The sequence below is a fragment of the Anabaena sp. AL09 genome (assembly GCF_001672255.1).
GTDB classification, from domain to species: domain Bacteria; phylum Cyanobacteriota; class Cyanobacteriia; order Cyanobacteriales; family Nostocaceae; genus Dolichospermum; species Dolichospermum lemmermannii.
Map to the genome: position 1 here is coordinate 1 of NZ_LJOQ01000081.1, position 13,615 is coordinate 13,615.

Here is a 13,615-nt window from a genome sequence, read left to right on the forward strand (position 1 = left end):
AGCTAAAGCTTGGATGTAAAGAGGTTCTGCTTCGCTGTACCTGCCTTGGGAATAGTAGAGTCCTCCCAAATTGTTAAAACTTAGAGCGACATAGGGATGGTCATCACCTAAACGCTGTTTTAGTAATAAAACACATTTTTCTTTCCAAGGTTCTGCAAGTTTATATAATCCTTGTCCTTCATAAAATCTTCCTAATCCAGCAAAAGGCAAATATAAATTTTCATCACTAACAACATCAACTAGATGTTCTGCTACTTCCTCTAAATGCGGTATATCTAATTTTAATTTTTTAATATCTTCCTGTATTGGCTGCTGAGAAATTGTTTGAGCTACATCAATCATTGCTTGGCAGAAGTGAGATATTTGTTGTTGTCCAGAAGCTAAGTTGTTGTGCTTCTTTTTCAAAAACTCACGAATTAGTTGATGTAATTGATAATAATTATCTTCACTTTGTAAAAGATGTAATTGTTCTAATTCAATTCTGGCATCTTCTAAATCTTCTGTATCTTTTTCAGGTGCAGCACTTTCCACAAGTGACCAAGGAATAGGAGCTAGAGCAAACAAACTCAGTAAACAACCTAATTCTTGAGCAGCAGAACTGAGAACTTCCCAACTTAATGCAAAAGCAGCTTCAACACCACGAGTTATAGATAGAGTCCAGGTTGGGTCATTCATATCAACAACTAAAGCAGGATGACCTAAACCTTTAGCTTCTAATCTTTTCAGCATTTCTGCTAAAGATATCTGACGATATTTGAGATAACGACCAACCAATTGTAAAGCTAGTGGTAAACGACCTAATCGTTGACAAAGTTCCTCTGCTAGTGCTGTTTCTTGATTTAACCTATCCTCACCAATTAATTTTGATAATAATGCCATTGCCTCCGGTAGAGAAAGGATTTGTAAAGACAAAGAACCAGATAAATCTAGTTTTAGTCTTGTTGTGATCAAAACCCGAAATTGAGATGATTGTGGCGGCAAATAAGGCTGAATCGCCGAATAATTTTGGACATCATCAATAACTAATAAAACAGTACCTTCTCGCCAACGTTGCCAACACCACTTTACTTGTAGTAATACATCAAAATCATCTGGGGGATTTAAACCTAAATGTGTGCGACAAAATTGAATAATTTGTAAACCGAGATTTTGATTTGTAGCCGACAACCAACAAATACCTCCCGGATAAGAATTTAGGAATAAATGCAGAAGAGAATATTGGGTAGCTAATTCAGTTTTACCAATACCACCCATACCTTCAACAGCAGAAATTACAGCATGATTGCTAGTTTGTAAATGTTGATGAATTAACACTAATTCATTTTCTCGACCAACAAATTTTTTAGTATTACTATTAGGGATATTGTGGGGAAAATTTAGAGGTTTATCCCAATCATTTAAATTATTGACATTTTGAAAAACTTGAGTAATATCTCCCACAGAGATATCACCCCCCGCTTGCACATTTTTGAAAAGCTCTTGAACAACTTGAGGGAGATGATTTGTATTCATGATTAGAACTTAAAGAATGTTTTAAAAGTTTTTAATATGTAAATATACCCCTTTCTAAACCTCTCCTCTACCAAAAGAGAAGCATTAAAACCCTTATTTTTTTCTAGTTCCCTCTCCTTTTAGGAGAGGGCTAGGGAGAGGTAACTTAGGTTTTTGGAGATAATGGATTGTATCCAATACTTTTCACACAATCTCTTAACCTTCTTGAGTTAAATCACCTATAATAATATTATTAGCCTTGATATTGGTGAGCATTGCTTGGTCAACAGAACCACTACTTCCTGAAGTTCTTTGAGTGATATTCTGAGCTTTTAAATCACCAGTTAATTCAATTCCACTCAGAATAACCTGACGAATCTTAGGGTCTTGTGTTTTGAGTTCTTCAACCAGCAATTTAAGTTGATTAGCAAAAATTTTATCAGCATTAATGTATTCTTGCAATTCATCTTGTAACTGAAGTTTATTTTTTTCATTTGGATCTTTTTCAGCCCGAATTAATAAACCTTCCATTCCTTCCGTAGTTAACTTTTGTCGAATAGTGCTAACCAACTTTGCAAAAGTATCCGCGACTCCTTTAACTGCAAATTTTCCACCTTCCTTGATTGCTTCCGAGAAAAATAAAGAAACAATAACAGCGCCAGTGAGTGGTTCAACCATAAAAACTACCCCTTCTTAATTGTCAGCAGAACAATAACTACTCTAATTGTTTTATTTGTACCATAAATTGGGATAAATACGCGAGTATTATCCTAGATCAAATTAAAACTTCTGATTGAATTAAATATAATTTGCAGAAAAAATTATCTATAAACAGAGAGAACAAAAAAATCCGCGTTTATCTGCGTTTATCTGCGTTCGATGCTATCCTTCAAAATAGTAATTAATTGACACTCCCCGGTCTAAAGACACGGGGATTCTACATTCATCGTCAAAACTTGGCTTTTCCAGGTTTGCACCAAGTAGAGTAGTGGCTTCAACTCCTGTAGCGTTACTTTGGGGATGCCCTCCCCTAGCTTTTGCAAGATTTAAAATATTGATTGCGGCGTTTGTATCTCTATGAAGATACGATCCACAACTACATTTATGAGTACGAGTTGATAGAGATTTTTTGACAATTACACCACAATCGGAACACTTTTGAGAAGTGTAATGTGGTGCTACAGCTATAGCAATCTTGTCAAATTTAACCGCAAAATATTCAATCCATTGCCTAAACAAATACCAACTAGCGTCACTAATTGATTTTGCTAAACAATGATTTTTTACCATATTTGAAACCCTTAAATCTTCATAGGCCACTAAGTCGTTAGACTTGCATACGTTACGCGCTATTCTTTTAGCGTGTTCAATCCGTTGCCTACTTACTTTTAAGTGTTTTTTTGCGTAAACTTTTCTAGCTTTTTTCCTACCACTAGAACCTTTGACTTTTTTGTAAATCCGTCTTTGAGAATGTTTGATAGATTTTTCAGCCTTTCTCAAAAACTGAGGGTTGGGTTCATGATGTCCATTAGAATCGGTGTAAAACGACTCAATACCAACATCCAACCCGATTTCATTACCTGTTTTTGGTTGAATATCTACAACATCAATACCAATACAAAACTGTGCATAATAGCCATCTGAACGCCGGATTAAACGCACTCGTTTAATATCTTTAAGTTCGTAGGATTGAATATCCCATTTACCTAATAATTTGAGTTCACCAATCCCTTTTTTATCAGTAAAAGTAATCCACCCTGATGTTTTATATTCAACTGAACGGCAATCTTTTTGAAAACGTGGGAATCCCTTCTTGCCAGATTTATTAGATTGACAATTGTTGTAAAACCTTGATATAGCAGACCATCCTCTTTCTGCGGCTGATTGTACTGCCATTGAGTTTAATTCAGCAGCAAAGCTAAAGTCTGAGCGGAGTTCTGTTGAATACTTATTTAGGGCAAACTTATCAATTTTTAGCTCGCGTGGTGCATCCAGCCAATATCTTATCGCTTTGTTGCGAATGAATTGGGTGGTACGAATTGCATCGTCTATGGCGTTGTATTGATGTTGTTTACCTTTAACTTTGTATTCTAGAACTATCATTGGTTTATTGTTTACGACCTATAACTATTATAAAATGAATATTTACACGGAAACAGTGAAAAAATATATTGAAGAGCAGAGCAATTAACGTCAATGCAGGATAAATCCTGCCCCTAGCCTTCATCCCTCGTCTAAAGCACAGGTGTGGCTTCCTGAGTCAGCCACACCTTCAAGGGTTTTCGGCATTTTCCTTATAAGAACTGTTATATATCATTAACTTATTCCTTATTTCCTATTCCCAGTTCCCTAAAACTAAAAAACTTCGTACCTAAGATCACAAGAACTGCTATATAATATTTGTATATTCTAGATGAGAATAATGATTAAGAGGCAGAGCCTCTGTAATAGCATTCCCAGTCAGAGACTGGGAACGAGGTGATACTATCTTTTTTTGGAATTATGGGGGCGTTGTTGGGGATGATCTCCATTCTTGGGGACATTAGCAGAATTTAATTGTTTGCGGCCATTAGTAATAATTTTTAACATTTCTTGAATATCCTGTTCAATATTAGCCAGAACGTTATCGGCGTATTTATCAGCACCATCTTCAATTTCTTCAGCTTGAGAAATTGCAGTTTGGCGCATTTCTTCTAATTCTTGCTGACAAGCGCGACGTTTGCGGTCAATTTCTGCAAGAGTGTCTTGCATCATTGCTTCACAATCGTCCTGGACTTGTCGCCGTAGTTGGTCAGCTTCCCGCTGTGCTTGCCTGACAATATCACTTTCTGCCAAAATTTGCGCTCTTTTTGCTTGGGCTACATCTACAACCTGTTGTCCATATTCTTCCGCTTCTAGAAGAATTTCATTCTTTTGTGCCAAAATATCGAGTGCTTCCTGAAACACTGTTGGCAAAGAAAGACGGATGAAATCAAGTTGTTCTAATAATTTATCTTCATCTATTAAAGTTCGTCCTGTCAGGGGAATCCTCAAACTAGAGAGAACTATGTCCTCTAAGCGGTTGAGTTCCTGCTGAATATCTACCCCTGCTGTTGGTTCTGGATTACCAATGGAGGGGATACCATTCACGTACTCTCTTGGGGTAGGATTGTTGCCGTTATGGTTGGATTCGAGGCTAGGGATTTTTGGTTGTAGCATTGGTATATATCTAGGGCAATGTGTGGGGGAACAAGATGATCAACAGAGCCACCAAACCTGGCAATCTCTTTTACCACACTACTACTTAAAAAACTATACTCATTTGATGTTGCCAGAAAAACTGTCTCGATCTGAGTAGACAATGTTTTATTAGTGTGAGCCATTTGTAGCTCAATCTCAAAGTCAGAAACCGCTCTTAACCCCCGTAACAAAACTTGCGCTTGTTGCATTTGAGCATATTTTACAGTCAAACCGTCAAAGCTGTCTACTCCTACATTTGGTAAATGTTTTGTAGCTAGACGAATTTGTTCTAATCTTTGCTCTACTGTAAACAATGGCATTTTATGGGGATTGCGGAGGACGGCAACAATGACTCGTTCAAATAGGCGACTACTGCGCTGAATAAGGTCTAAATGTCCCAAGGTGATGGGATCAAAACTACCAGGATAAATAGCAATCACAAGGTTATTTTAAGTGATTATATTGACAGATTTTCCACAGAACTTTATTAAATCTAACACAGGAGTCAGGAGTCAGGAGTCAGGAGTCAGGAGTCAGGAGTCAGGAGTCAGGAGTCAGGAGTCAGGAGTCAGGAGTCAGGAGTCAGGAGTGAAGGAAGGAGGAAGAAGGAAGGAGGAAGAAGGAAGGAGGAAGAAGGAAGGAGGAAGAAGGAAGTCAGGAAGTCAGGAAGGCGTACTATATTATTGTGTTTTATCCCCATAGATTTCATACTCCTATAGGTAATTTTGTATGATAGTGGATTTTTCTGTTTTGCCCTTGGGGTTTTTATTTACTTCCCCTGGTCCGATTGTGGTTAAATTGGGACCAATTGTTATTCGTTGGTATGGGTTGTTGATTGCTTCTGCTGTGTTAATTGGTGTTAGTCTTTCTCAATACCTAGCCAAGCGTCGTCATGTTAATCCCGATTTAATCAGTGATTTATCAATTTGGTTGGTGATTGCAGCTATTCCCGCCGCTAGGTTATATTATGTTTTGTTTCAATGGCCAGAATATTCTCAACATCCAGAACGGATAATTGCAATTTGGCAAGGGGGTATTGCGATTCATGGGGCAATTATTGGTGGTGCGATCGCGGCGTTAATTTTTGCTAGACTGAATAAGGTATCTTTTTGGCAATTGACTGATTTGGTTGCTCCTTCATTAATATTAGGGCAAGCAATTGGTCGGTGGGGAAATTTTTTCAACTCGGAAGCTTTTGGCAGACCAACTAGTTTACCTTGGAAGTTATATATTCCCTCAGATCGTCGTCCTTTGGATTTAGTGAATTTTGAATATTTCCATCCCACTTTTCTCTATGAATCGTTGTGGAATTTAATGGTGTTTGCATTGTTAATAACTTTGTTTTTTCGAGCTTTAGCTAAAAAACCCCGGTTGAAAGTAGGGACGTTATTTTTAGTTTACTGGGTTGCTTATAGCTTGGGACGGGTTTGGATTGAAGGTTTACGCACAGATAGCTTAATGCTAGGACCTTTACGGATGGCACAGATGGTAAGTTTAGGGGGAATGACTTTAGGATTATTTGGTTTAGCTTGGCTATATATATTCAAGCGTTCCTTACCTGATGTTGTTTCTGGGGGGAATGGAGAAAAAAATGCCCCAGAGTAATTAATCTCTAGGGCTTAACCAGGGTGCATCTACCATCTATTTCTACTAGGCAAAGTGGCTGAATCCGGAAGGGTACTAGGGAAATGGTAAAAGTTTTTTTGCAGGGTTTTGCAGGGGGAAATTAATGAGTGAATCTACTAATAATTTGAGTTTTTTCAAGTATCCAAATACCTTAGAGCCTGGGGTTTATATTGTTGGTGCTGGACCGGGAGATCCTGATTTATTAACGGTTAGAGCGCAAAAGTTGTTGGCTGCGGCTGATGTGATTTTATTTGCAGATTCTTTAATTCCCGAACAAATTCTAGATATTTGTCGTCCAGATGCGGAAATTATCAAAACAGCAAATCGGACTTTAGAAGAAATTTTACCACTGATGATTGATGCCGTGCGATCGCATAAATCTGTAGTAAGATTACACTCTGGTGATCCTAGTCTGTATAGTGCTATTCATGAACAAATGCAGCTATTAGCCGATGCTAATATTCCTTTTGAAGTCATTCCTGGTATCAGTGCTTTTCAAGCTGCCGCAGCTAAACTCAAGATAGAATTAACTGTGCCTGGTTTAGTGCAGACTATCATCCTGACTCGCATTAGTGGCCGTACCCATGTTCCAGATACGGAAGAGTTAACAGCTTTAGCAGCACATCGTGCCAGTTTATGTTTATATCTAAGTGTGACTCATATCACTGAAGCCCAAGGGAAATTGTTAGAACATTATGATCCAGATACTCCAGTAGCAATTTGCTATCGCTTAGGCTGGCCAGATGAAAAAATCCGGGTTGTGAATTTAGCACAAATGGCAAATTGTACTCATGAAGAGAAATTACGCCGAACGACACTTTATGTGATTAGTCCTGCACTATTACCAGTAAGTGGGCGCTCACGCTTGTATCATCCTGAACATAATCATTTATTCCGTTCATCACATAGCCTTGGTTCAGATACAACAGAATTGAGGATGTAGAGGCAAAGTTTATCTCGTTTAAATTGACGAATTTTAAATTAGCTCCACCAGCAATAAAACTCCTACTCTCCGTGCCTCTGCGCCTCTGCGTGCAAAAAAATTAACTCTGCATAACAGCATCCAATAGCAACCCAGCCCCAAACCGAACAGGATCTGTACAAGGTAACTTAGTTTCTGCTATAGTTTGAGCGATCGCATTTTTTGCCTCTACTTCCCCCAAATTCCGAGTATTCAAAGCAATTCCCACCACAGGAACAGGACGAAAAGCCCCCGCACCACTAGCAACAATTTCATACATCCGAATTACTTCCGGTAAAGCTGGAATCGGTATATGAGAATTATTACGGTTGTGAGTTTGTCCCGCTTGATGCACCAATATTAAATGTGTAGGCTGAGAACCCCGAATTAGCGGTAAAGTAGCCGTTGAACCAGGGTGTAAAAGAGAACCTTGCCCTTCAATTTGCAAAATGTCGTAATGTTGACCAAAACGCATTACCAACTGTTCCACCGCACCAGCCGCAAAATCTACCCGCACAGCGTCTAAAGCCACCCCTTCCCCCTCCAACATTAACCCAGTTTGACCAGTGGCCAAAAACTTAGAACGGATACCCCGCAACTTAGCCACCCGGTGCAATTCCAGACTAGTTGACATTTTGCCAATAGCCATATCCGTTCCCACCGTCAACACCCGCCGACAAGGCAGATTTTGCGCCATTGCCGATGCTACGTCTAAATTAGCAGGTTCTTTGCGAACATCCCAAATTAATTGTCCTGGGTTGAGGAGGGCATTTAATTCCGGTATATTTGCCATTGGTGTATGTAATCCATTTACCAAAGACATTCCCGCTTTCAGGGCATCTTTGATATCCAGCCAATAATCATCAGGAACAGCCCCACCTTTAGGCGCAATCCCAATTACCAAAACTTCCGGTTTATACTGTAATGCTGCCGTCACAGATGCCACAATTGGCACATCTCGCTGAATACCTGTTAACTCGACTAAAGATTTACCTACAGTTTCTCTGTCAATCACCGCTACAATGGGCGACTCGCTGTAGCGTAAAATTGATAACCCAGTTTTTCCTTGAACTCCAGTAATTCCCTCATGAAGAAGAATTGCTATTTTTTGATTAAGCGACAGACGCACAATGTTTCACTCCCAAACCAGGTAAATTATTCGGCAAAACTCGCCCATTTTCTACCACAGCACCACTAAAAGGATCATTAATTAAATTTAAGTGACTATCTAAATCCAAATAATCAGCCAGTGGTGCAAGTTGTAATGCGGCGGTATTAGCAAGACAACTATCAGAATAACAGCCAAACATGATTTGTAAATTGTGGGCTTTGGCTGTATGCACCATTCGCATGGCTTCGGTGATTCCCCCAGATTTCATTAATTTGATATTAATGCCATCTACATAATTAGCTAATTGGGGAATATCCGCACTGGTAAAGCAACTTTCATCTACAAAAATTGGTAATGGAGAATGTTTTTTTAATTGGGCTAAATTTGCTTCTTCACCTCTTGCTAAAGGCTGTTCTACATACTTGATTCCCAAGTCAGCTAACCAATTACACATATTTATGGCATCAGTTAAACTCCAACCTCCGTTAGCATCAACAAACACATCTTTTCCGGCTGCTTCTTCCCGTACCGCTAACAACATTTTTTGATCTGCTTCTATTCCCTCGGTTGAACCTAATTTTACCTTGAATAACTGCACGTCCATAAATTGTAACCAATCTCGCGTCCTTGCCCTTGCACCTGCTGGGGAATTAATGCCAATTGTTACCGATGTTGGCACTATAACATTTTTATCCAACCCCCACAGTTGCCACAATGGCAAATTCACGCGCTTACCCAACCAATCATGTAATGCCATATCCACAGCCGCTTTGACTGCGGAAGGAATTTGCATTTGTTCTAATAGTGCCTCAATTTCTTGCCGTTGCCAAGGGCTAAAGGATTTAATAATAGGTATGATTTGCTGTAAAGTTTCTTGGATTATCTCGGTAGATTGCCTGTGGTTGCCTACACCAAAAGGTGATGCTTCTCCCCAACCTGCAATTCCTTCTGCGGTAATTTGTAACCAGATATTTGTTGTTTGTGCTGTTGTGCCGCGACTAATTGTGAGGGGAAATCGTTTGTTGACGGTAAAGGTTTGAAAATTGATTTGCATATAGGAGTTAAATGTTTCTTTGCGTATGGGTTTGATGATAACTTTATTATTCAGGTATAACTATAGTAATCCGATTTGATTGATGAAAATAGAAAAGGTTGATATCCCAGATTTATTCAATAATCTGTAAAACATGAAATGGTTGATTATTGGTTTCCCATTTGCGAATTTCTAAATAAAGCTGAGTTTTGTAAAAATAAGCTACTTCATAAGCAAGTCGTAAATTACGCTCAAGACTATTTGGTTCAACATCAGCCGTTTTATTAGTTCCAATAGCTTTGCGTAAACCAAGTGATAGGATTTCTACTAAATCATGACCACAGCAGACTTGCCAAGGATCTTGATTATTGCTTTTTTCGGTAAATAACCGTTTTTCTAAATCTTCATCTTTCAAATAAAAAGCTTGAGATTTATTCTTGATTTCTTGAATGAGTTTTACGTCATTAAATTGCCAATTTTTTTCATCAATAAATTTACTAAAAGTTATACCTTCAAATGTCAAATTCAATCCATCAGATTGAGAAATATAACGTAAATGACCAATTGCAATACCAACTGAAATTAATACTTCTCTAATATCTCGATTCAACTGGGTAATTTTTTCTTCAGAACCAAATTCACTAATTACTTTTTCTAAAGCAGGTGATTGTATTAACATAGTTTCCAGATCATGAGTATCGGTGCGGAGTAGATTAGGACTTGTGACTGATGTATTTTGCAGACGATCAAAATCTGCATCAACAATTGCTAAAACTCCCCGAAAATTTGATTTTTCTAAAATTTCTAAAATGGCAATAGCACGCTGTTTACTAGAAGGTTTCCCCGCAGTAATGACTAATTCACAACCTAATTTATCAACAAATCGCTCATAGAAAGTTTTATCAGAACTTCCTTCAACTAATAAGAAAGTTCCTGAATAAGTGCTACGTCGTAATCTTATTTGGTTAGCAACACGGTCAACGGTTAAAAATTCTCTCATTTTGCTGGACCTTTCAATTCAACCGTTAAATCCCAGCGATCTTGTATAATATCTGGTGAATGAGTAGCTATGAGAATATCTAAATCAGCAAGCTTTGTAATCTCTTGCAAATCCTTTAAAAACTGCACTTGCCAACCTACATGAAGAGATAATTCAGGTTCATCAATCAAAACTAAGGAATTAGGTTCAATTTTGAATAGTAGTTCATACAAAAGCACTAATTCATGTTGTTCACCCGATGATAAATCAGTTGGTGATAGAATTTTTGAATCAGATAAGGATGAATTATAAAGAGTTGTAAAAATGAATCCCTTTTCTTTGCTAAAGTTTATCTCTTTATAGGAAAATTTATTATTGATAATTCTCTTCAGTAAATTAATCTTTGTCGCTATTTCAGTAAAAACATTGAGTTTTTTTTCTACATCTTCAACATATACCGATAAAGCATTTTTTGTACTTTCATCTATATCTTGAGGCTGAATTTGAAACTCTGAATTTTCATCTGGATCTAAAAGACCTACTTCTATAAGACGAGAACGAGTTTCTTCAAGTTCGTTGAGTTGATTACGCAGTTGTTCATCTGTTATATCTGGTGATGACTGTTGTTTTACTACCCTCATGGGAAAACTTCTATCAAGAGATTGAGATATTGTTCCATATTCCTTAAACTTATCTTGCATTAGCTTGGCAAGTTCATAAGAATATGCAGAAACAGTTGATAATATTGAAGGTGTTCTGTCATCAAACTTATCTTCTATCCCGCTCATCTCTCTTGTAAGTTCAGGACTATATAGAAGTCCAGTTGATAATATTGAAGGTCTTCTATTATCACTTAATTGAGAACGATGATTAGGAAATACATTTAATAACCGTTGCGATTCTATCAGGCGAAGATGAATATTATTTTTTAATTCTTTTAACCATTCAGGTTCTTCTTTTGATTTAAATAGAGGGTTAAACAATATCATAGCATAATGATGTAGTAATTCTGGATTTACAGAAGAATTTTCTTTAGTATTAATAGGAGTGTGAAGCCATTTTTTAGCTGCTATACTTGGCTGATAAAAATTGAAACTGACATTATTCTCTATGTTTTCCGTATCATCATAATTCTTTATAATTTCAAAATTACTACCATCATCAAAATCAACGCAAAATTTACTAAAGGGAATAGTCTCTAACTCCGAGTATTTGGAGTTAAAAAATCCATTTAATATTCTCAACATTGCTGTTTTTCCAAAACCGTTAGGTCCATGAATGAGGGTGATTCTCTCATCCATATTTAACGGAATTACATGATCAAAAATTCCAAATAAGCCGCTAACCGAAATTTGCTTAATTCGCATAATAATTCACTCTCATGTTCATAGACATTATTAAGCTTGATAGTAGTGGTAGCTTGGGTTGACGCAAGGGAATCTAATATTTCCCAAAACTAACAAATGCAATATTGGCTAGAGAGAAAGCTGATTTTCAATTTAATGAGACAAATATCTAACTCGCTAGAAGCATTAATACTCTGAGTAATACCTTTTGTGGCGATTAACTCTAACCAATCCATCTTTTCTTAATTCTATACTATCGTGTATTAAAAAGGGGCATTCCAGATAAATACCCCATCAATATTGTCTAAAATTCCAACTTCCTACAACACCTTAAACTAATTTTGGTTTTGGTTTTAGTTCTAGTGTTGGTTTTGGTTCTGGTTTTGGTTCTGGTATTACTTCTAGTATTGCTTCCGGTTCTGGATCTGGTAAACCATAGATAGAACGATAAAGTTTATCGTACTCCTTAGCGGATTCATACCAACTGAAGTTTTCACTCATCCCCCGTTTTTGTAATTCTTGCCATTGAGGTTTGAAACGGAAACCCTCCCAAGCGCGAATCATGCAGGTGAAAAGGTCTAAGGGTTCATAGCGGTCAAAACAATACCCTGTACCCGCTTCATTGACAGGATCAAAGTGGCTGACGGTATCAACTAATCCTCCTGTACGACGAACAATGGGAACAGAACCGTAACGCAAAGCCATCATTTGGCTGATTCCGCAGGGTTCAAAGCGGCTAGGCATTAAGAAGGCATCTGTACCAGCGTAAATACGGCGAGAAAGGGCATCATTATACAGAAGGTAAGTGGCCATGCGTCCGGGATAGCGGGATGCGAGTTGCCACATTTGGGTTTCATAATAGCGATCGCCTGTTCCCAACAAGACAAACTGAGCATCTGTATAAGCCAGGAAACGGTCAAGGATTTGTAATACTAAATCCATCCCTTTCTGCTCTACCAACCTTGTCACCATGCCGATGAGAAAGGCATTAGAATTAACTTCTAAACCCACTTCTTCTTGCAGGGCTATTTTATTAGCTTTGCGTTGATCAAGGGTATCTATCGTAAAGGTTTGGGTGATATATTTATCATTACTAGGATCATAAATTTCCGTATCTATGCCGTTGATTATTCCTGATAATTTGCCCCCAATAAAAGATAATAACCCTTCTATTTGTTCACCATAGGCAGGTGTTTTGATTTGCTCCGCATAGGTAGGAGAAACTGTATTTACCTTATTGGCAAACTGGACTGCGGCTGCCATGGTATTGTGTCCTTGCATATACCAGGGACACCAAGTAATTTCCTCTAAATACCACCGCCAAGGACCCTGATAAGCGAGGTTGTGAATGGTGAATACACTGGTAATATCTGGAGATTGATTCAACCACACAGGTAACATTCCTGTGTGCCAATCATGACAATGGACAATTTCCGGTTTCCAGTAATTCCAGCAAAATTCCGCCGCCCCATTGGAAAATAAAGTAAATCTCCAATCTTCATCTTCTCCACCGTAAACCCGCCGAGGTGAAAAAGATGAATGTTGAAATAAATACAAAGGAACATCAGTTCCAGGCAGTACACTTTCGTAAACTGCAAACTCCTGGAACATGGCTGCTCCCTTCCAAATGGGTTCTTTGGGAACTGGCATTTTGTCGGGTACAAAGCCATAGTAAGGCATGAAAATCCGCACATCATGACCCATTGCTCTCAAGACCTTGGGTAATGCACCGACAACATCCCCCATACCGCCAACTTTGGCAATGGGAGCAGCTTCCGCTGCTACAAATAAAATTTTCATGGTAATTGGTAATTGGTAATTGGTAATTGGTAATTACGTGATTAAAGTA

The 13,615-nt window shown here is 38.0% G+C and carries 13 protein-coding genes; 3 read left to right on the forward strand and 10 right to left on the reverse strand.

Translation table 11 applies throughout. The annotated features are described in order from the left end of the window. The 5 genes from AN490_RS15250 to coaD all read right to left on the reverse strand — a co-directional run. On the reverse strand, positions 1–1,512 hold a 1,512-nt coding region (locus tag AN490_RS15250; protein ID WP_300005002.1), incomplete at its 3' end, for a tetratricopeptide repeat protein. 195 nt (positions 1,513–1,707) lie between these two features. Further along, positions 1,708–2,169, reverse strand: coding sequence for a hypothetical protein (locus AN490_RS15255; protein WP_300005005.1), 462 nt, complete (start codon positions 2,167–2,169; stop codon positions 1,708–1,710). Positions 2,170–2,373: 204 nt separating this feature from the next. After that, on the reverse strand, positions 2,374–3,594 hold the full coding sequence (locus AN490_RS15260) for a transposase (protein WP_300005008.1): 1,221 nt from the start codon (positions 3,592–3,594) through the stop codon (positions 2,374–2,376). Between the two features lie 381 nt (positions 3,595–3,975). After that, positions 3,976–4,689: a DivIVA domain-containing protein gene (locus AN490_RS15265; RefSeq protein WP_300005011.1), complete on the reverse strand. Its 714-nt coding sequence runs from the start codon at positions 4,687–4,689 to the stop codon at positions 3,976–3,978. Further along, complete coding sequence (gene coaD / locus AN490_RS15270) at positions 4,617–5,150, reverse strand: pantetheine-phosphate adenylyltransferase (RefSeq protein WP_213798476.1); 534 nt, start codon at positions 5,148–5,150, stop codon at positions 4,617–4,619. The genes AN490_RS15265 and coaD overlap by 73 nt, the downstream gene beginning before the upstream one ends. A gap of 13 nt (positions 5,151–5,163) precedes the next feature. Between coaD and AN490_RS15275 the strand changes: the two genes are divergently transcribed. From AN490_RS15275 to cobM, 3 genes are all read left to right on the forward strand, one after another. Next, positions 5,164–5,412, forward strand: coding sequence for a hypothetical protein (locus AN490_RS15275; protein WP_300005016.1), 249 nt, complete (start codon positions 5,164–5,166; stop codon positions 5,410–5,412). 27 nt (positions 5,413–5,439) lie between these two features. After that, positions 5,440–6,315, forward strand: coding sequence for a prolipoprotein diacylglyceryl transferase (lgt, locus tag AN490_RS15280; protein ID WP_300005019.1), 876 nt, complete (start codon positions 5,440–5,442; stop codon positions 6,313–6,315). Positions 6,316–6,439: 124 nt separating this feature from the next. Beyond that, entirely contained in the window at positions 6,440–7,279 is an 840-nt protein-coding gene (gene cobM, locus AN490_RS15285) for a precorrin-4 C(11)-methyltransferase (RefSeq protein WP_300005022.1), read from the forward strand. 100 nt (positions 7,280–7,379) lie between these two features. Here the strand turns inward: cobM and AN490_RS15290 are convergent, their stop codons facing one another. The 5 genes from AN490_RS15290 to glgA form a co-directional block, all read right to left on the reverse strand. Then, on the reverse strand, positions 7,380–8,426 hold the full coding sequence (locus AN490_RS15290) for a DUF1611 domain-containing protein (protein WP_300005025.1): 1,047 nt from the start codon (positions 8,424–8,426) through the stop codon (positions 7,380–7,382). Then, positions 8,410–9,462 (reverse strand): dipeptide epimerase, encoded by a 1,053-nt coding sequence (locus AN490_RS15295; RefSeq protein ID WP_300005028.1) that lies wholly within the window; start codon positions 9,460–9,462, stop codon positions 8,410–8,412. Before AN490_RS15295 ends, AN490_RS15290 begins: the two co-directional genes overlap by 17 nt. Before the next feature lie 112 nt (positions 9,463–9,574). Further along, complete coding sequence (locus tag AN490_RS15300; RefSeq protein ID WP_300005031.1) at positions 9,575–10,441, reverse strand: DUF4435 domain-containing protein; 867 nt, start codon at positions 10,439–10,441, stop codon at positions 9,575–9,577. After that, positions 10,438–11,787, reverse strand: coding sequence for an AAA family ATPase (locus AN490_RS15305; RefSeq protein ID WP_300005034.1), 1,350 nt, complete (start codon positions 11,785–11,787; stop codon positions 10,438–10,440). Before AN490_RS15305 ends, AN490_RS15300 begins: the two co-directional genes overlap by 4 nt. Before the next feature lie 309 nt (positions 11,788–12,096). Further along, a complete protein-coding gene (glgA, locus tag AN490_RS15310) occupies positions 12,097–13,566 on the reverse strand; it encodes a glycogen synthase GlgA (RefSeq protein WP_300005037.1) in 1,470 nt (489 codons plus the stop codon). Positions 13,567–13,615: the final 49 nt, after the last annotated feature.

What these genes read in the sequence shown, in the direction of transcription:
- AN490_RS15255 (WP_300005005.1), bottom strand. Translation starts at nt 2,169, where the DNA reads ATGGTTGAACCACTCACTGGCGCTGTTATTGTTTCTTTATTTTTCTCG.
- AN490_RS15260 (WP_300005008.1), bottom strand. Translation starts at nt 3,594, where the DNA reads ATGATAGTTCTAGAATACAAAGTTAAAGGTAAACAACATCAATACAAC.
- AN490_RS15265 (WP_300005011.1), bottom strand. Translation starts at nt 4,689, where the DNA reads ATGCTACAACCAAAAATCCCTAGCCTCGAATCCAACCATAACGGCAAC.
- lgt (WP_300005019.1), top strand. Translation starts at nt 5,440, where the DNA reads ATGATAGTGGATTTTTCTGTTTTGCCCTTGGGGTTTTTATTTACTTCC.
- cobM (WP_300005022.1), top strand. Translation starts at nt 6,440, where the DNA reads ATGAGTGAATCTACTAATAATTTGAGTTTTTTCAAGTATCCAAATACC.
- AN490_RS15295 (WP_300005028.1), bottom strand. Translation starts at nt 9,462, where the DNA reads ATGCAAATCAATTTTCAAACCTTTACCGTCAACAAACGATTTCCCCTC.
- AN490_RS15300 (WP_300005031.1), bottom strand. Translation starts at nt 10,441, where the DNA reads ATGAGAGAATTTTTAACCGTTGACCGTGTTGCTAACCAAATAAGATTA.
- AN490_RS15305 (WP_300005034.1), bottom strand. Translation starts at nt 11,787, where the DNA reads ATGCGAATTAAGCAAATTTCGGTTAGCGGCTTATTTGGAATTTTTGAT.
- glgA (WP_300005037.1), bottom strand. Translation starts at nt 13,566, where the DNA reads ATGAAAATTTTATTTGTAGCAGCGGAAGCTGCTCCCATTGCCAAAGTT.